A 17728-nucleotide genomic window follows, 5' to 3' on the forward strand; every position below is an offset into this window, starting at 1 on the left:
GTTTTACGACTGCTGCGCAGCCGGACGGGGATAAATACCCTCGCCACAGGTGATCTCATTGTCAGGCTGCCCGCACCCCACAGACAGGGTGCGGGTGCGTTGCTTTTAGTGCTGCAGGATTTTCTCGAGGAAGTGCTGCGCGCGTTCGGAGCGGGCGCTGATGTCGCCGAAGAATTCCTCTTTCGGGCAGTCTTCGATGATCTTGCCCTGGTCCATGAAGATCACCCGGTCGGCCACTTTACGGGCGAAGCCCATTTCGTGGGTCACGCACATCATGGTCATGCCTTCGTGAGCCAGTTGCACCATGACGTCGAGCACTTCGTTGACCATTTCCGGGTCGAGCGCCGAGGTCGGTTCGTCGAACAGCATGACGATCGGGTCCATCGCCAGCGCACGGGCAATCGCCACACGCTGTTGCTGACCGCCGGACAGTTGCCCCGGATGCTTGTGGGCGTGCGCCGACAAACCTACGCGCTCGAGCAGTTGCAGGCCTTTTTTGGTCGCCTCTTCCTTGCTGCGGCCAAGCACCTTGATCTGCGCGATGGTCAGGTTTTCGGTGATGGTCAGGTGCGGGAACAGTTCGAAATGCTGGAACACCATGCCGACGCGCGAACGCAGTTTCGGCAGGTTGGTTTTCGGGTCGGCGATCGACGTGCCGTCAACCACCACGTCACCTTTCTGGAACGGCTCCAGGGCGTTGACGCACTTGATCAGCGTCGACTTGCCGGAACCCGACGGGCCGCAGACCACGATCACTTCGCCTTTCTTGACCTCGGTGCTGCAATCAGTCAGCACCTGGAAGTCCCCATACCACTTGTTGATGTTTTTGATAGAGATCATACGGCGAACCTTTTTTGCAGACGCTTGACCAACCGCGAGGCGGCGAAGCTGATGATGAAGTACACGAGACCGGCGAAAATCAGGAACTCATTGGAGCGGCCGATGATGTCGCCGCTGGCGCGCGAGGCGTTGAGGAAATCCACCAGGCCCACGGTGTAGACCAGCGAGGTGTCCTGGAACAGGATGATGCTCTGCTGCAGCAGCAGCGGGGTCATCTTGCGGAACGCCTGCGGCAGGATGATCAGGCGCATCATCTGCCCGTAGTTCATGCCCAGCGCTTGCGCGGCACCCATCTGGCCCTTGGAAATCGACTGCACACCGGCCCGGACGATTTCGCAGAAGTACGCCGCTTCGAACATCATGAACGCCACGACGCAGGAGGTGAACGCACCGATCGGCGTGTCTTCGCCGGTGATCCAGCGCAGCACGAACGGCACCGCCAGGTAGAACCAGGTGATCACCAGCAGCAGCGGAATCGAGCGGAAATAATTGACGTAGGCGCCGGCAATGCTCGACAGCAGCTTGTTGTGCGACAGACGGCACAGCGCGAGGATCGTGCCGAGAATCATCCCGCCGATCACGCCCATGGCCATCAGCTTGAGGGTCATCACCATGCCGTTCCACAAACCGGGAATGGCCGGGACGATGCCACTGAAATCGAATTCCATTATTTACCCCCCACGGAGATCAGGCCGGGCACCGCGACTTTCTTCTCGACCAGGCGCATCAGCAGCATCAGGCTCATGTTGAGGGTGAAATAGATCAGGGTTGCCAGGGTGAACGCTTCGAACAGGTTGGCCGAGAACTCGGCGGTCTGTTTGGTCTGCGCCAGCAACTCCATCAAACCGATCAAGGACGCCACGGAGGAGTTCTTGAACACGTTGAGGAATTCCGAGGTGAGCGGCGGAATGATGATCCGGTAGGCCTGGGGCAGCAGCACGTTCCAGTAGATCTGGGGCAGTTTGAAACCCATCGCGCGGGCGGCGGATTCCTGGCCACGAGGCAACGCCTGGATACCGGTGCGCACTTGCTCGCAGACACGGGCGGCGGTGAACAGACCCAGGCAGACGACAACGCTCAGGTAGGCCGAGGTTGTCGGATTGAGGTCCTGCTTGTACCACTCCTGCAGATCCGGCGGCAGCAGATCGGGCACCAGGAAGTACCAGATGAACAGCTGCACCAGCAGCGGCACGTTACGGAACAGCTCGACGTAGCAGGTCGCGATGCCCGATACGATGCGGTTCGGCACGGTGCGCATGATGCCCAGCAGCGAGCCGAGCAGCAGGGCAATGATCCACGCCACGATGGCGATGGCGATGGTCCAGCCCAGACCGGAGATGAACCAGTCGAGATAGGTCTCGCTGCCCACGCCGGTGGACTTGAAGAACACGCCCCAGTCCCAGTTGTAATTCATTAGGGTCTCCCCTCGATTCGATCGATGTACAAGTGCCCGCCTGGGGAACTCCGTTCCCTCCCCAGTCTTTTTTCAAAGACCGGGCACACGCGATCGGCTCGACAGCCACCGGTTCGAGTGTTTCCAGAAAAAATGCCAGCAGGGAGTGACCATCCCCTGAAAAGGCAGGCGCCTCCTCAGGGGATAAGGTTAGTCAGAAAATCAGGACTTCTTGTCGTCAGCCGCTTTGTCGGTCGGATTGGCGATCAGCGCCTTGAGCTCGTCGCTCATCGGGAAGTTCAGGTTCAGGCCTTTTGGCGGAATCGGCTGCATGAACCACTTCTCGTAGATCTTGTTGATGTCGCCCGAAGCGTAGGTGGCCTTGATCGCGTCATCCACAGCCTTTTTGAACGGCTCGTCGCCTTTGCGCATCATGCAGCCGTAGATTTCGTACGACTGTGGCGTGCCGGTCACTTCCCAATCGGCAGCTTTCTTGGCCTTGGCGGCTTCGCCGGCCAGCAGTGCGTCATCCATCATGAAGGCAACGGCACGGCCCGATTCCAGCATCTGGAAGGACTCGCCGTGGTCTTTGGCGGAGATGACGTTCATGCCCATCTGCTTGTCGGCGTTCATCGCCTTGAGGATGCGCTCGGAAGTGGTACCGGCGGTGGTCACGACGTTCTTGCCTTTCAGATCGTCGAAATCCTTGTACTTGGAGTCTTTCTTGGACAGCAGACGGGTACCGATTTCGAAGATGCCGACGGAGAAGTCGACCTGCTGCTGACGCTCGACGTTGTTGGTGGTCGAACCGCACTCGACGTCCACGGTGCCGTTCTGCACCAGCGGGATACGGGTCTGCGAGGTAACGAGGTTGTATTTGACTTGCAGGTTCGGCAGGTCGAGGTCTTTCTTGATCGCTTCGACGATGGCCAGCTGGATGTCGTGCGAGTAGCCGACCGGTTTGCCGGATGCATCAGCGATGTAGGAGAACGGAATGGAGGCGTCACGGTGGCCCAGGGTGATGACACCGGACTCTTTGATTTTCTTCAGGGTGCCGGTGAGCTCGGCGGCGAAAACTGGCGTGCTGATCAGAGCGGCAGCAATGGCTGCGCCCAGGATATGGGGAACGATGCGCATCAAATTTTCCTCGACATTGTTTTTTTTATGGAGCCAGTTTGTCGGCCCTTTTTGTGCTTCGAATGCCTGACGGCTCCTGAAGTGTCGGCACAGCAGGCATTCGTCGAGAGAGTGTAGAGCATGACTCGTGCCAGAGCAGTCGAAGTCCGTTAAGCGATTGTTTTATAACGTTATTAAAGTTTTATGGCGGTAATTTTATGAAGGTATGATCCGGTTAACCGAATCGACTGTGGAGTCGCGTTCGGAAAACCGAACGATCAAAAGCCCCTCACCCTAACCCTCTCCCAGAGGGAGAGGGGACTGACTGCGGTGGATGGTCGAGTTACGGCGACGTGAGATACCGAGTCGACCTTGGATTTTGGAATCCACGGAGATCGGCTCCCTTCCCCCTCTCCCCCCTGGGGGAGAGGGCTGGGGTGAGGGGGAAAAGATCCAACTGCCCCAATCAGGTTCAACAAAGTCCACATAACAAAAAGCCCCTGAATCTCTCGATTCAGGGGCTTTCATTTGAACGGTGAGATCAAGCCGCTTCGATCTTCCGATTCTGCTCAACCTTGCCCAGATACGTCGCGAGCTTCTGCTGCTCCTCCGCCGTGGTGAACAAGCCAAGCTTGGTGCGGCGCCACAGGATGTCGTGCGCCGTAGTGGCCCACTCTTCGCTGCACAAATAATCGACTTCGCGGGTGTAGAGCCCGCCGCCGATGTGCTCACCCATGTCGGCCAGGCTTTCCACGCCTTCGAGCATGCGCCAGGTGCGGCTGCCGTAGGTGACGGCCCAGCGCCGGGCGATTTCGGTCGGGACGAAATCGAATTTGTCGCGAATTCGCGCGCTCAGCGCCTCTGGCGTGGTCATGTCTTCGCCGCCGGGCAGGGTGGCGGTCGCGGTCCAGCTCGGGCGCATCTGGGTGAAGAACGGCATCAACTGCGCCATCGCCGACTCGGCGAGCTTGCGGTAAGTGGTGAGCTTGCCACCGAACACCGACAGCAACGGCGCTTCTTCGGCACTGCCCGACAGCGCCAGAGTGTAATCGCGGGTCACTGCCGACGGGTTGTCGGATTCGTCGTTGCACAGCGGCCGAACGCCCGAGTAACTGTGCAGGATGTCTTCGCGGCTGAGCTGCTTCTTGAAGTGGGCGTTGACCACTTTCAGCACGTAATCGGTTTCGCCTTCGGTGATCGCCACTTTCGCCGGGTCGCCGGTGTACTCGCGGTCGGTGGTGCCGATCAGGGTGAAGTGGTTCAGGTACGGAATGGTGAAAACGATGCGCTGATCTTCGTTTTGCAGAATGTGCGCATGTTCGCCTTCGTACAGTTTCGGCACGATGATGTGGCTGCCCTGGATCAGGCGAATGCCGTACGGCGATTCCATCTTCAGGTCGTCACGGATGAACTTCGCCACCCACGGACCGGCGGCGTTGACCAGGGCTTTGGCGGTGATCGAAAACAGGCTGCCGTCGGCGCGCTCCAGATGCAGATGCCACAAACCTTTTGTGCGGCGGGCACTGACGCAGCGGGTCTGGGTGTGCACATGCGCACCTTTTTCCCGGGCGGCCATGGCGTTCAGGACCACGAGGCGGGCGTCATCGACCCAGCAGTCGGAGTATTCGAAGCCTTTCTTGATTTCGCTTTTCAGCGCGCTGTCGGCGCCGAACTTCAGGCTTTTCGAACCCGGCAATTTTTCGCGCTTGCCGAGGTTGTCGTAAAGGAACAGGCCGGCACGAATCATCCACGCTGGACGCAGGTGCGGGCGGTGCGGCAGGACGAAACGCATCGGTTTGACGATGTGCGGCGCTTTCGCCAGCAGCACTTCGCGCTCGGCCAGCGCTTCGCGCACCAGACGGAATTCGTAATGTTCCAGGTAGCGCAGGCCACCGTGGATCAGCTTGCTGCTGGCCGAGGAGGTGTGGCTGGCCAAGTCGTCTTTTTCGCAAAGGAACACCGAAAGACCGCGACCGGCGGCATCCGCTGCGATCCCTACGCCGTTGATCCCGCCGCCAATCACGGCAACGTCATAGATCTCGGAGAGAGGGGGCGTACGCAAGGTAGAGGTGGACATCGGCTGGCCTCGGTTCTTTTGGTTTTATGTCTTGGAAATCGAACATTAATGTTCATTTGCGAAAATGGTAGCCCATAAACACGCGCACAGCCAGTCGCGTTCGATTGAAAAAACTCATCGAAGGGCCGAGAAAGGAAAATATCCGAACATTAAAAGCAAAAGATCGCAGCCTTCGGCAGCTCCTACAGGAGGAATGCATTCCAGATGTAGGAGCTGCCGAAGGCTGCGATCTTTTGATGCCTGGAAGCGTTAAACGACTTCCAGCCGAATCTTGTGCTGACTCAACAACTGCGCCAGCGCCGGTACCGGCTGCTGATCGGTGACCAGGCAATCGATCAGGCTGATCGGCCCCAGTCGAATCATCGCGTTACGCCCGAACTTGCTCGAGTCCGCCGCCAGAATCACCTGCCGCGCATTGGCAATAATCGCTTGGGAAACGCGAACTTCCTGATAATCGAAGTCGAGCAGGCTGCCGTCCTCATCGATGCCGCTGATCCCGACCAAGGCGAAATCGACCTTGAACTGATTGATGAAATCCACACTCGCCTGACCGACCACACCGCCGTCCCGCCTCACATTGCCGCCGGTCAGCAGCACATCGAAATCATCCTTGGCGCTGAGCATCGAGGCGACGTGCAGGTTGTTGGTGATGATTTTCAGGTGACTGTGATTGAGCAGGGCGCGGGCGATCGATTCGGTGGTGGTACCGATATTGATGAACAGCGAGGCGTGATCGGGGATTTGTGCGGCGATGGCTTCGCCGATGCGTTGCTTTTCGTCGCGCATCTGATCGGCGCGCATCGCATACGCGGTGTTTTCGACACTGGAATCGTACGCGGCGCCACCGTGGTAGCGACGCAGCAGATTGGCTTCCGCGAGCTGATTGATGTCGCGGCGGATGGTTTGCGGGGTGACAACGAACAGCGTGGCCATTTCCTCGATGCTCACATAGCCGCGTTCGCGGACCAGCTCGAGGATTTGCTGCTGACGGGGAGGCAGATTCATGGGGCTTCCTTTGGGCTGCCGTGCAAAATTTGCCCATGATGCCGCAGGAATCCGCTCCCGACCAGTTAGATACCTATGTGCAACTCAAGGCTGGCTTATTCAGCGTCCTCGCGCGCCCAGTCACGGGTGCGGCTGACGGCTTTCTTCCAGCCTTTGTAGAGTTTCTCTTTCTCGGTTTCGTCAAGGCTCGGTTCGAACTCGCGCTCGATCACTGCTTTGCCGCGCAGTTCTTCCAGGCTGCCCCAGAAACCGCAGGCCAGACCGGCCAGATAGGCAGCGCCGAGTGCGGTAGTTTCGCGCATTTGCGGGCGCTCCACCTGAGTGCCGAGGATGTCGGCCTGGAACTGCATGAGGAAGTTGTTCGCCACCGCGCCGCCGTCCACACGCAGGGCCTTGAGGCGTTCGCCGGAGTCCTGTTGCATGGCGTCGAGTACGTCGCGGGTCTGGTAGGCGATCGATTCCAGCGCGGCGCGGATGATGTGATCCACACGTACGCCACGCGTCAGGCCGAACAGCGCGCCACGGGCATACGGGTCCCAGTACGGTGCGCCGAGACCGGTAAACGCCGGCACCAGATACACGCCGTTGCTGTCCTTGACCTTGTTGGCAAAGTATTCGGTGTCGTGGGCGTCGTTGACGATTTTCAGTTCATCGCGCAGCCATTGCACGGTCGAACCGCCGTTGAACACGGCGCCTTCCAGAGCATAAGCCACTTCGCCGCGTGGGCCGCAGGCGATGGTGGTGAGCATGCCGTGCTGGGATTTCACTGCTTTGTCGCCGGTGTTCATCAGCAGGAAGCAACCGGTGCCGTAGGTGTTTTTCGCTTGGCCCGGCTCCACACACATCTGGCCGAACAGTGCTGCCTGCTGGTCGCCGGCGATACCGCCGATGGCGATGCCGCTCTTGGTACGACCGTAGATTTCCGAGGAGGCTTTGACTTCCGGGAGCATCTCGCGGGGGATGTCGAGGATCTCCAGCATCTTCGAATCCCACTCCAGCGAGTGAATGTTGAAGAGCATGGTGCGCGAGGCGTTGGTGTAGTCGGTGACGTGCACCTTGCCGCCGGTGAATTTCCAGATCAGCCAGCTATCGACGGTGCCGAACAGCAACTCGCCGTTGCGCGCGCGCTCACGGCTGCCTTCGACGTTGTCGAGGATCCACTTCAGTTTGGTGCCGGAGAAGTACGGGTCGGTGACCAGGCCGGTGGTGTCGCGGATGTAGTCTTCGTGACCATCGCGCTTGAGCTGCTGGCAGATCTCGGTGCTGCGGCGGCACTGCCAGACGATCGCGTTATACACGGGACGGCCAGTGGTCTTGTCCCAGACCACGGTGGTTTCACGCTGATTGGTGATACCGATGGCGGCGACCTGGTCGTGATGCAGGCCGGCCTGGGCCAGCGCCTCAACCATCACCGCGCTCTGGGTGGCGAAAATTTCCATCGGGTCATGCTCGACCCAACCGGCCTGCGGATAGTGCTGAACGAATTCGCGCTGCGCGGTGCAGACCACGTTCGCGTCGCGGTCGAAGATGATCGCGCGCGAGCTGGTCGTACCCTGATCAAGGGCAATGATGTAGTTCTTGTTCTGAATGTCGGTCATGTCGATTGCCTTGGACGAAAAAAACGAGAGTGGGCCGTGGCGCAGGCTCGGATGGGCAGGAGCCGGCGCCGACTGTTTCAAGAAGTTCTTGGTTTGCCGTCAATGGCCGGTTCTGCATCCTTTGTAGCAGGTGTGGCGCCGGTCAGGTGACGGGCAATCAGCCCGCGATACCCGGCAGCGCCGAGGCAGGCACCGACAATCGGTGCAAAAATCGGAATCAGGAAATACGGAATATCTCGGCCGCCAGTGAAGGAAATTTCACCCCAACCGGTAAAGAAAGTCATCAGTTTCGGACCGAAGTCACGCGCAGGGTTCATGGCGAAACCGGTCAGCGGACCCATCGCACTGCCGATCACGGCGATCAGCAAACCGATCAGCAGCGGCGCCATCGGGCCGCGTGGCAGGCCGTTGTTGTCATCGGTCAGGGCCATGATCACGCCCATCAGGATCGCGGTGATGATCATCTCGACCAGAAAGGCCTGGGCCGTCGACAGTACCGGGTTCGGGTAGGTCGAGAACACCGACGCCAATTCCAGGCTGGCGGCCGAGCCACGAACCATCTGGTGGGTTTGTTCGTAATCGAAGAACAGATTGCTGTAGAGCGTGTAGACCAGCAATGCGCCGCAGAAGGCGCCGGCAATTTGCGAAAGGATGTAGAACGGCAGTTTGCGCTTTTCGAAGTCAGCGAAGATTGCCAGAGCGATGCTCACGGCCGGGTTCAGGTGCGCGCCGGAAACCCCGGCGGTGAGGTAGATCGCCATGCTCACGCCGACGCCCCAGATGATGCTGATTTCCCACAGGCCGAAGCTGGCGCCCGCGACTTTGAGCGCGGCGACACAACCGGTGCCGAAGAAGATCAGAAGGGCGGTGCCCAGGAATTCGGCCATGCATTGGCCGGAAAGCGATGGTTGCGGTAAAGCAGCTGTCATTGAAAACCTCGGTTCTTTTTCTTGTGTAGCGCCTTGCCAACGGAGCAGGGCGCGATCTTCACCGGGTCGGAATCCCCATTCGGTTCCCGGGTTACTGCTGGGTACTGCGCGGAGCATGATTCTTACATTATTCAGATTCGAAAAAATATAGACAAGAAACAAACCTGTCAAAGGTCGAAAGTGAACCGTCGGTCACAATAAAACTATTCGCCGCGTGAATGATCTGCGCCGCGATGAGCTTGAATGCAGCGCGAAGCCACGGGATTCGCGGCCTGGAATAGAGCCTTTTGCCCAACGATGACCTAGAATCCGCCGCAGGTTTTTTCAAAGACTGCCGAACCCGGAGCTGCCATGACCCCAGCGTTGGACTTGTTGAAAAAAGTTCGTGCCGAACATCGCGTGCACAGTTACGAACATGATCCGAAGGCCGCGTCCTACGGGCTGGAGGCAGCAGAGAAGCTCGGGCTCGCACCGGCGCAAGTGTTCAAAACCCTACTGGCCGCCAGTGAAAAAGGCGAACTTCTGGTGGCCGTAGTGCCGGTCGTCGGAACGCTCGACCTCAAGGGCCTGGCCCATGCTGCTGGAGTGAAGAAAGCCGAAATGGCTGATCCCGCCGCCGCGCAACGCTCCACTGGCTACCTGTTGGGCGGCATCAGCCCGCTCGGGCAGAAGAAACGCCTGCGCACCTTCATCGACAATTCCGCTCAGGAGTTTGCGACTATCTATGTGAGCGCCGGGCGGCGAGGACTGGAAGTGGAACTGGCGCCTGCGGTGCTGGCCGAGCACACCCAGGCGCAGTTCGCCGATATCGGCCGGGCGTAATAGTCGCGCCGGCTGTATGAAGAAAAAATTGCGCTTCTGTCACTGGCACTGATCCGGCCCGCCGTTGCATGCTCGGTCGACCAATTCAGGGAGAAAATCATGCAGCTTGCGTTTCATCAGGTCGACGCGTTCAGTGATCGGCCGTTCAGTGGCAACCCGGCGATGGTCTATCGGCTCGACAGCTGGCTGGCCGATGACTTGATGCAGAAGATCGCCGCCGAACACAACCTGGCGGAGACTGCGTTTCTGGTGCGCGAAGGCCAGGCCTGGCATATCCGCTGGTTCACCCCGACCACCGAAGTGCCGCTGTGCGGGCATGCGACGTTGGCCAGCGCGTTTGTACTGTTCGAAATCTATAAGGAAAGTGCCGAGCGCATCGACTTCACCTGCAAGTCCGGGCCGTTGAGTGTCAGCCGCGAAGGCGACCGCTTGTGGCTGGATTTCCCGACGATCGTGCCGTCGGAAATCGGCGTGACGCTGGATGTCGAGCGGGCGCTCGGTGTCGAGGCGGTTGATGTGCTCGGCTCCAACGAGCTGTTCGTGGTGCTGGACTCGGAACAGGCCGTGCTCGACTGCCAACCGGACATGGCGGCGCTGGCGAAACTGCCATGGCTGGGCGCAATCGTCACCGCGCATGGCAACCAGCATGACTTCGTCTCGCGCTATTTCGCCCCGGCCATCGGTATCAATGAAGACCCGGTGACCGGCTCGACCCATTGCAGCCTGATTCCGTACTGGGCCAAACGTCTGGGCAAATCGAACCTGACCGCGTGCCAGCGCTCGGCGCGGGGCGGGGAGTTGTTCTGTCGGCTGGAAGGTGAGCGGGTGAAGATTGGCGGCAATGCGACGCTGGTGGCCAGCGGTACCCTTCATCTGAGCTGATCGCAATCCTTCCCGTAGGAGCTGCCGAAGGCTGCGATCTTTTGATCTTGATCTTTAAAGTCAAAAGATCGCAGCCTCCGGCAGCTCCTACACGGGAATGGTGTTCGATCAGAGGCTGGTGCTGAATCGACGGACGCCGTTTTCCACCGCCGGAATCTGTGCCGCAGTGCTCCCCGAAGCCTGGAACAGCACCAGGTGATCCGCCGCTACGCGAATCCCGACCTGCGCGCCAACCAGGTGATCGGCATGGCTCGGAAAGATCGATTCCAGTTGTGCACCGGTCGGCAGTTGCAGGCGATACAAGGTCGCCGCGCCGAGGAATGTCTTGCCGACGATCTGCGCCTGCAATGCGCTGTCCGGTGCATAAACAATGTCATCCGGACGCAACAGCACATCCACCGCGCCGCCAATCGGCCAGGTGTAGGCGCGATTGCCGCGCAGTTCACCGAGTTCGGTCTGCACCGACTCCGGACTGACGAGTTGGCCGCGAATGAAATAACCCTGACCGATGAAACTGGCGACATAAGGCGTCGCCGGTTCGTGGTAGAGGTTGTAGGGCGTGTCCCACTGTTCCAGCCGACCTTCCTTGAATACGCCAACGTGATCGCTGACGGCAAAGGCTTCTTCCTGATCGTGGGTGACCAGAATCGCGCTGGTACCACGGGCCTTGAGGATGTCGCGCACCTCATGGCTGAGCTTGCGGCGCAGTTCGCCATCTAGGTTGGAGAACGGCTCGTCGAGCAGCAACAGCTGCGGTTCCGGCGCCAGGGCGCGGGCGAGGGCGACCCGCTGTTGCTGGCCGCCGGACAGCTCGTGGGGGAAGCGCTTGCCGAGGTTTTTCAGGTTGACCAGTTCCAGCAGCTCTTCGACCACGCGCGCCTTGTTCGGGTGCTTGCGAATGCCGAAGGCGATGTTGTCGGCCACGCTCAGGTGCGGGAACAGCGCGTAGTCCTGAAACACCATGCCGATCCGGCGTTTCTCCGGCGCCAGGGTGAAACCGGCGCTGGAGAGGGTTTCGCCACCGAGGGTGATTTCGCCTTCGTGCACCGGTTCGAAACCGGCGATGGCGCGCAGGGTGGTGGTCTTGCCGCAACCGGACGAGCCGAGCAGGCAGCCGATGTCGCCGGCGTTGAGGTGCAGATTGAGGTTCTGCACTACGCGTTGATCTTGATAGCCGCAAGCGAGGTTGCGCAGGTTCAGCAGTAATTCATGGCTCATGCGTGGTGATATGCCGGTTCGACGAGGAACTCGAGCAGGGCCTTCTGTGCGTGGAGACGGTTTTCTGCCTGATCCCAGGCGACGGAGCGCGGGTCATCGAGCAGGTCGAGACTGATTTCTTCGCCACGGTGCGCCGGCAGGCAGTGCATGAACAGCACGTCCTCGGCAGCGAGGTCGAGCAAGGCACGGTTGACCTGGAACGGCGCGAACAGCTTGAGGCGCTTGGCAGTTTCCTCTTCCTGACCCATCGAAGTCCAGACGTCGGTGCTGACCAGATGCGCGCCACGCACGGCGTCTTGCGGATCGCGGACGATGGTCACGCGATCACCAGCCTGGGCGACGAATTCCGGGTTCGGCTCGTAGCCCTCCGGGCAGGCAACGCGCAGCTGGAAGTCGAACTGGATCGCCGCTTCTATATAGCTGTTGCACATGTTGTTGCCGTCACCGATCCAGGCCACGGTCTTGCCCTGGATCGAGCCACGGTGTTCGAGGAAGGTCTGCATGTCGGCGAGCAACTGGCACGGGTGCAGATCATCGGACAGGCCGTTGATCACCGGCACGCGCGAGTTGGCGGCGAATTCGGTGAGGGTGCTATGGGCGAAGGTACGGATCATCACCGCATCGAGCATGCTCGACATGACGATGGCGCAATCGCTGATCGGCTCGCCACGGCCCAGTTGGGTATCGCGCGGGGACAGGAAAATCGCCTGGCCGCCGAGCTGGATCATGCCGGCCTCGAAGGAGATCCGGGTGCGGGTCGAGGATTTTTCGAAGATCATCCCCAGCACGCGGTTTTTCAGAGGCTCGAACAGTACGCCGCGGTTACGCAGGTCCTTGAGCTCAACGCCTCGACGGATCACGCTGACCAGCTCTTCGGGCGTGCAATCCATCAGGGAGAGAAAGTGCCTTGCGCTCATCATTGACTACCTTTTTGCTACAGACCGCAGATGCTCAAAGCCTTGTTTAACGGAACAACGGGCGAGACCTGCGGCGTAAGCCGCACGGGGCGACGAAATAGGGGAAGGCGCGATATTGACACTAAATGTCGCGTTATGCCAATAGGGTACTTTTTCAGCGGGATTCGGAGCGCGGACCGAGCATTTCGATCACGCATGTTGAAGCCGGATTCAGTACAGCGGTGAGCCTCTTTGTACACTGGCGCCGTCGCGCTTGGCAATGCGCCGCGACGGCAACGCAGCGGTCCTGGTCGGTTTACGAACGCGGCGCCACCGATTCGCTTGGTCGGATGTTCAGACTGAAACATTTGCTAAAGCAAAGTGCTGGGTTATAAATAAGTTTCGAGCGACGCAGGAAGCCTCCGCATGGAATCGAAAGAACAACTGTTAATGGAACTGCTGGGCCACACGGCTCGCTCCCTGACCCATCTCACCGCGTCCGTCACCTCGATGTCTTTCGAGTTGCTGCGCAGTGACGACGAAGTGGTCAAATCCGCCGGTCGACACATGATCGATCGCATGGCCACCATCAGCGCCGGGCTTGATGAGCACTGGCGGTTGATCGGCGAGCTCACCGGCGTACATGTCGCCCACGAGCAGATCGAAACCATCCAGGAAATCCAGCTGGCGGCACCGCCGCAGTTGCCGCCGAACTGATCGCGGCGATTCATCGGCTGTCCTGATAACCGTCGATTCACAAGACGAACGTCGCTGGCGCCGTCTCTGCGCACGGGCCATAGTTTTGTTCCCGCGGGCGTGATTGCCTGCTCCCGAACAAGACAGAGACTGGCCATGACCAAGACTCTTCACCACCGTGCATGCCACCTGTGCGAAGCCATTTGCGGGCTGACCATCGAAACCACGGAAACCGATGGCAACGTCGCGATCACCTCGATCAAGGGTGATGCCCTCGACACCTTCAGCCGCGGCCATATCTGCCCGAAAGCCGTGGCCCTGCAAGATATTCAGAACGATCCCGATCGCCTGCGTCAGCCGATGCGCCGCGTCGGCAGCGAATGGCTGCCGATCGAATGGGATGAGGCGTTTGCGCTGGTGGCCGAGAAACTGGCGGCGATCCAGGAACGTCACGGGCAGAACGCCGTTGCGGTGTATCAGGGCAATCCGAGCGTGCACAACTACGGCCTGATGACCCACAGCAATTACTTCCTGGGGTTGCTGAAAACCCGCAATCGCTACTCGGCAACGTCGGTCGATCAACTGCCGCACCACCTCAGCAGCTATCTGATGTATGGCCACGGTTTGCTATTGCCGATTCCGGACATCGATCACACCGATTTCATGCTGATCCTCGGCGGCAATCCGCTGGCGTCCAACGGCAGCATCATGACCGTGCCGGACGTCGAGAAGCGCCTGAAGGCGATTCAGTCGCGCGGCGGCAAAGTGGTGGTAGTCGATCCGCGCCGCAGCGAAACCGCAGCGATGGCCGATCAGCACGTGTTCGTCCGCCCGGGCGGCGATGCGGCGTTGCTGTTCGGCATGCTCAATACGCTGTTCAGCGAAGGCCTGACCCGCGACAGCCATTTGCCGGTCGATGGCCTCGACGAAGTGCGAAACGCCGCGGCTGAATTCAGCGCCGAAGCGATGAGCCCGCTCTGCGCGGTGCCTGCCGAACAGATCCGCCAACTGGCGCGCGACTTCGCTGCCGCACCGAGTGCCGTCTGCTATGGGCGTATGGGCGTCTCGACCCAGGCCTTCGGCACCCTCTGTCACTGGGTGGTGCAGTTGATCAATCTGGTCACCGACAACCTCGACCGCGTTGGCGGTGCTCTTTGCACCGAGCCGGCGGTGGATCTGGTGGCGTCGACCTCGGGCGGGCATTTCAACAAATGGCAGAGCCGGGTTTCCGGTCGTCCGGAATACGGCGGCGAGTTGCCGGTCTCGGCACTGGCCGAAGAGATGCTCACGGAGGGCGAGGGGCAGATCCGCGCGCTGATCACCGTGGCCGGCAACCCGGTGTTGTCGACACCCAACGGCCGGCAGTTGGAGCAGGCGCTGGACGGCCTCGACTTCATGCTCAGCATCGACCTGTACATCAACGAAACCACGCGCTATGCCGATCTGATCCTGCCGTCGACCTCGGCGCTGGAAAACGACCACTACGACACCACTTTCAACCTGTTCGCGGTGCGTAACGTGACCCGCTTCAATCGCGCCATCCTCGGCAAGCCCGAGGGGGCTTTGCATGATTGGGAGATCTTCGTCGGGCTGGCCAAGGCCTTCGCCGAGAAAACCGGTAAAGAACTGAAACCGACGATGCCGCCGGCGAAGATGATCGACATGGGCCTGCGCATGGGCCGCTACGGCGATGCGTCCGAGCACAAGCTGTCGCTGGCGACGCTGTTCGATCATCCGCACGGTATTGATCTGGGGGCGCTGAAGCCGAATCTGGCGTCACGTCTGAAAACGCCGAATCAGCGTATCCAGGCTGCACCGCCGGAAATTCTCGCCGACCTCGCACGCTTTGCCGCGTTGCAGGCGCCGGCAGCCGATGAATTGTTGATGATCGGTCGCCGCCATGTACGCAGCAACAATTCGTGGATGCACAATTTTCATCGGCTGGTGAAAGGCAAGCCACGGCATCAGTTGCTGATGCACCCGGATGACCTGGCCAGCCGTGGTCTGGCTGATGGGCAACGGGTTCGGGTGAGTTCGCGGGTCGGCCAGATCGAGGTGGAAGTGCTCGCCAGTCTCGACATGATGAAAGGCGTGGTCAGCCTGCCGCACGGCTGGGGCCATGCGCGCCCGGGCGTGCAGATGGCGATCGCCAGCGGCCAGCCGGGATCGAGCGCCAACGACCTGACCGACGAGTGTCAGCTTGACGAACTGTCGGGCAACGCGGCGTTGAACGGTGTGCCGGTGACCGTGGCGGCGGCTTGAGCGGGTCTGTCGGGGAGACCGAGCATGGCGCTCGGGATTCCGTTACAATGCGCCACCGTGCCGACCTCTGAGTCGGAAAGTTCAGCCGAGGTGCTCCATGGATATCATCGAAACGATTAAAGAGCAGATTGCCAACAACACCATTCTGCTTTACATGAAAGGCTCGCCGAATGCCCCGCAGTGCGGCTTTTCCGCAAAGGCTGCGCAGGCTGTGATGGCCTGTGGTGAAAAGTTCGCGTACGTGGACATCCTGCAGAACCCGGAAATCCGCGCCAACCTGCCGAAGTACGCCAACTGGCCGACTTTCCCGCAACTGTGGGTCGGCGGTGAGTTGGTCGGCGGCAGCGACATCATGACCGAGATGGCTGCAGACGGTTCGCTGCAAAGCACCATCAAGGCGGCTGTGGAAGCGGCAGCGGCGAACAAGTCCGAAGCCTGATTCTACGTTCATAGAGTTTCGCTCGACGACGCGTCTCCTGTAGGAGCTGTCGAGTGAAACGAGGCTGCGATCTTTTGATCTTCGGCCAGCAAAAAGCCCCGCACCTCGAAAGAGGGCGGGGCTTTTTGTTGGTTATACGAGTTGACTGAGTATCAAGGCTGAAATCGATAAAGATCGCAGCCTCGTTTCACTCGACAGCTCCTACTCTTCGCCCATCTGCGACTGCAGATAGTTTTCCAGGCCGATCTTGTCGATCAGGCCGAGCTGGGTTTCCAGCCAGTCGATGTGTTCTTCTTCCGACTCGAGAATGTCTTCGAGCAGTTCACGGCTGCCGAAGTCGCCAACGGTTTCGCAATGGGCGATGGCGGCTTTCAGATCGGCGTGGCCGGTCTTTTCGATGCGCAGGTCGCATTCGAGCATCTCGCGGGTGTGTTCGCCGATGTGCAGCTTGCCCAGGTCCTGGACGTTCGGCAGGCCTTCAAGGAACAGGATGCGCTTGATCAGCTTGTCCGCGTGTTTCATCTCGTCGATGGATTCGTGGTATTCGTGCTTGCCGAGCTTGTTCAGACCCCAATCTTCATACATGCGCGCATGCAGGAAGTACTGATTGATCGCGACCAGCTCATTGGCGAGGATCTTGTTGAGATGCTGGATGACTGTAATGTCGCCTTTCATGATCGGAGTCCTGCCCTGTATTAACCGTATATAAAGCGGAGTTTGAGCTTGGCAGTTATAAGTGTCAAACCTAAGTTATTGAATAATAAATGAAAATTAATCGGAATAAGAATGTTTGTGTTCCGCGTCTGGACGCTAAGCAATTGATTTTCAGGCATAAAAAAACCGGACATCTAGTCCGGTTCTTTGAAATGGGGCATTTACGCAGCAGTAAATTCTACCGGGTAAGGGATCGCGGCCTGGGCGGTTTGCAGCTTGGTCAGGGTTTCGCGCACCACTTCCTTGGCAAGGCAGGCGCATTTGCCACACTGGCTGGCGACGCCGGTGGTCTGGCGAACTTCTTTGTAGCTGCAGCAACCTTCATAGATCGCTTCGCGGATCTGTCCGTCGGTGACGCCAGTGCAGAGGCAAACATACATAAGTAAGAACCGTCGCTGGTTGTGACTCAATTGCGATGGATCTTAATGTTAACGAGAATGATTGTCAAAGTGCTTTCGGAACGCTTCGCAGCCAATTTCCCAGCGACTGACGAACGGTATTTTCCAAATGCGCGTCTGACCCCATGAATACGCAGTGGATAACCGAACAGGGAAAATCCGTTACGGACAGGCCAAACACGCAGTGTATGATGGTCGTCCCTTGCGAAGAGGGTTCGTGTCACAGGGCTGTCGCCTGAGGGTGACAGGCTGGCCCGGACCCTGAACTTCAAGTTTCTACACCAGGAGATATCAATGAGCGTACTCGTAGGCAAACAAGCCCCAGACTTCACCGTCCCGGCCGTACTCGGCAATGGCGAGATCGTTGACAGCTTCACCCTGTCCTCGGCCATCAAAGGCAAATACGGCCTGGTGTTCTTCTACCCGCTGGACTTCACCTTCGT

The 17728-nt window shown here is 59.4% G+C and carries 18 protein-coding genes; 6 read left to right on the forward strand and 12 right to left on the reverse strand.

The window, feature by feature from the left end:
- Positions 1-105 precede the first annotated feature (105 nt).
- The 8 genes from D8U60_RS24180 to D8U60_RS24215 all read right to left on the reverse strand — a co-directional run bounded on the left by D8U60_RS24180 (position 106) and on the right by D8U60_RS24215 (position 8958).
- Positions 106-840, reverse strand: a complete 735-nt coding sequence (locus D8U60_RS24180) for an amino acid ABC transporter ATP-binding protein (protein ID WP_016773390.1) — start codon at positions 838-840, stop codon at positions 106-108.
- A complete protein-coding gene (locus tag D8U60_RS24185; protein WP_016773391.1) occupies positions 837-1508 on the reverse strand; it encodes an ABC transporter permease subunit in 672 nt (223 codons plus the stop codon). The genes D8U60_RS24180 and D8U60_RS24185 overlap by 4 nt, the downstream gene beginning before the upstream one ends.
- Positions 1508-2254 carry an amino acid ABC transporter permease gene (locus tag D8U60_RS24190; protein WP_016773392.1) on the reverse strand — a complete coding sequence of 249 codons (747 nt, stop codon included), beginning with the start codon at positions 2252-2254 and terminating at the stop codon, positions 1508-1510. Before D8U60_RS24190 ends, D8U60_RS24185 begins: the two co-directional genes overlap by 1 nt.
- Positions 2255-2455: 201 nt before the next feature.
- Positions 2456-3370 carry a glutamate/aspartate ABC transporter substrate-binding protein gene (locus D8U60_RS24195; RefSeq protein WP_024014164.1) on the reverse strand — a complete coding sequence of 305 codons (915 nt, stop codon included), beginning with the start codon at positions 3368-3370 and terminating at the stop codon, positions 2456-2458.
- A gap of 520 nt (positions 3371-3890) precedes the next feature.
- Positions 3891-5426 carry a glycerol-3-phosphate dehydrogenase gene (gene glpD, locus D8U60_RS24200; RefSeq protein ID WP_073473179.1) on the reverse strand — a complete coding sequence of 512 codons (1536 nt, stop codon included), beginning with the start codon at positions 5424-5426 and terminating at the stop codon, positions 3891-3893.
- Between the two features lie 249 nt (positions 5427-5675).
- On the reverse strand, positions 5676-6431 hold the full coding sequence (locus D8U60_RS24205; RefSeq protein WP_007953179.1) for a DeoR/GlpR family transcriptional regulator: 756 nt from the start codon (positions 6429-6431) through the stop codon (positions 5676-5678).
- Positions 6432-6526: 95 nt separating this feature from the next.
- Positions 6527-8029 carry a glycerol kinase GlpK gene (gene glpK / locus D8U60_RS24210; RefSeq protein ID WP_024014162.1) on the reverse strand — a complete coding sequence of 501 codons (1503 nt, stop codon included), beginning with the start codon at positions 8027-8029 and terminating at the stop codon, positions 6527-6529.
- 77 nt (positions 8030-8106) lie between these two features.
- Positions 8107-8958, reverse strand: a complete 852-nt coding sequence (locus D8U60_RS24215) for an MIP/aquaporin family protein (protein WP_016773396.1) — start codon at positions 8956-8958, stop codon at positions 8107-8109.
- A 351-nt stretch (positions 8959-9309) separates the two neighbouring features.
- On the opposite strand from D8U60_RS24215, the gene ybaK reads away from it, so the two are divergent.
- The gene (ybaK, locus tag D8U60_RS24220; RefSeq protein WP_024014161.1) at positions 9310-9780 is read left to right on the forward strand and encodes a Cys-tRNA(Pro) deacylase; all 471 of its coding nucleotides are present in this window, start codon (positions 9310-9312) and stop codon (positions 9778-9780) included.
- Between the two features lie 99 nt (positions 9781-9879).
- Complete coding sequence (locus tag D8U60_RS24225) at positions 9880-10662, forward strand: PhzF family phenazine biosynthesis protein (protein ID WP_130901115.1); 783 nt, start codon at positions 9880-9882, stop codon at positions 10660-10662.
- Between the two features lie 108 nt (positions 10663-10770).
- Here the strand turns inward: D8U60_RS24225 and D8U60_RS24235 are convergent, their stop codons facing one another.
- Entirely contained in the window at positions 10771-11880 is a 1110-nt protein-coding gene (locus tag D8U60_RS24235; RefSeq protein ID WP_039758375.1) for an ABC transporter ATP-binding protein, read from the reverse strand.
- Positions 11877-12797, reverse strand: a complete 921-nt coding sequence (argF, locus tag D8U60_RS24240; RefSeq protein ID WP_024014160.1) for an ornithine carbamoyltransferase — start codon at positions 12795-12797, stop codon at positions 11877-11879. The genes D8U60_RS24235 and argF overlap by 4 nt, the downstream gene beginning before the upstream one ends.
- Before the next feature lie 405 nt (positions 12798-13202).
- Here argF and D8U60_RS24245 point away from each other — a divergent pair, with 405 nt between their 5' ends.
- The 3 genes from D8U60_RS24245 (at position 13203) to grxD (ending at position 16173) form a co-directional block, all read left to right on the forward strand.
- Positions 13203-13493 carry a hypothetical protein gene (locus D8U60_RS24245; protein WP_016773401.1) on the forward strand — a complete coding sequence of 97 codons (291 nt, stop codon included), beginning with the start codon at positions 13203-13205 and terminating at the stop codon, positions 13491-13493.
- A 135-nt stretch (positions 13494-13628) separates the two neighbouring features.
- Positions 13629-15734 (forward strand): molybdopterin oxidoreductase family protein, encoded by a 2106-nt coding sequence (locus D8U60_RS24250; RefSeq protein WP_130901116.1) that lies wholly within the window; start codon positions 13629-13631, stop codon positions 15732-15734.
- 97 nt (positions 15735-15831) lie between these two features.
- Positions 15832-16173 (forward strand): Grx4 family monothiol glutaredoxin, encoded by a 342-nt coding sequence (grxD, locus tag D8U60_RS24255; protein ID WP_016773402.1) that lies wholly within the window; start codon positions 15832-15834, stop codon positions 16171-16173.
- A gap of 201 nt (positions 16174-16374) precedes the next feature.
- Here the strand turns inward: grxD and bfr are convergent, their stop codons facing one another.
- Together bfr and D8U60_RS24265 are read right to left on the reverse strand one after the other, a co-directional pair.
- Complete coding sequence (gene bfr / locus D8U60_RS24260) at positions 16375-16848, reverse strand: bacterioferritin (protein WP_016773403.1); 474 nt, start codon at positions 16846-16848, stop codon at positions 16375-16377.
- Between the two features lie 200 nt (positions 16849-17048).
- Positions 17049-17267, reverse strand: coding sequence for a bacterioferritin-associated ferredoxin (locus D8U60_RS24265; protein WP_130901117.1), 219 nt, complete (start codon positions 17265-17267; stop codon positions 17049-17051).
- Between the two features lie 312 nt (positions 17268-17579).
- On the opposite strand from D8U60_RS24265, the gene D8U60_RS24270 reads away from it, so the two are divergent.
- Positions 17580-17728, forward strand: a 149-nt coding sequence (locus D8U60_RS24270) for a redoxin domain-containing protein (protein ID WP_130901118.1), incomplete at its 3' end; no start/stop codon positions are given.

This window comes from Pseudomonas sp. Sample_11 (assembly GCF_004307505.1).
GTDB classification, from domain to species: Bacteria; Pseudomonadota; Gammaproteobacteria; order Pseudomonadales; family Pseudomonadaceae; genus Aquipseudomonas; species Aquipseudomonas atacamensis.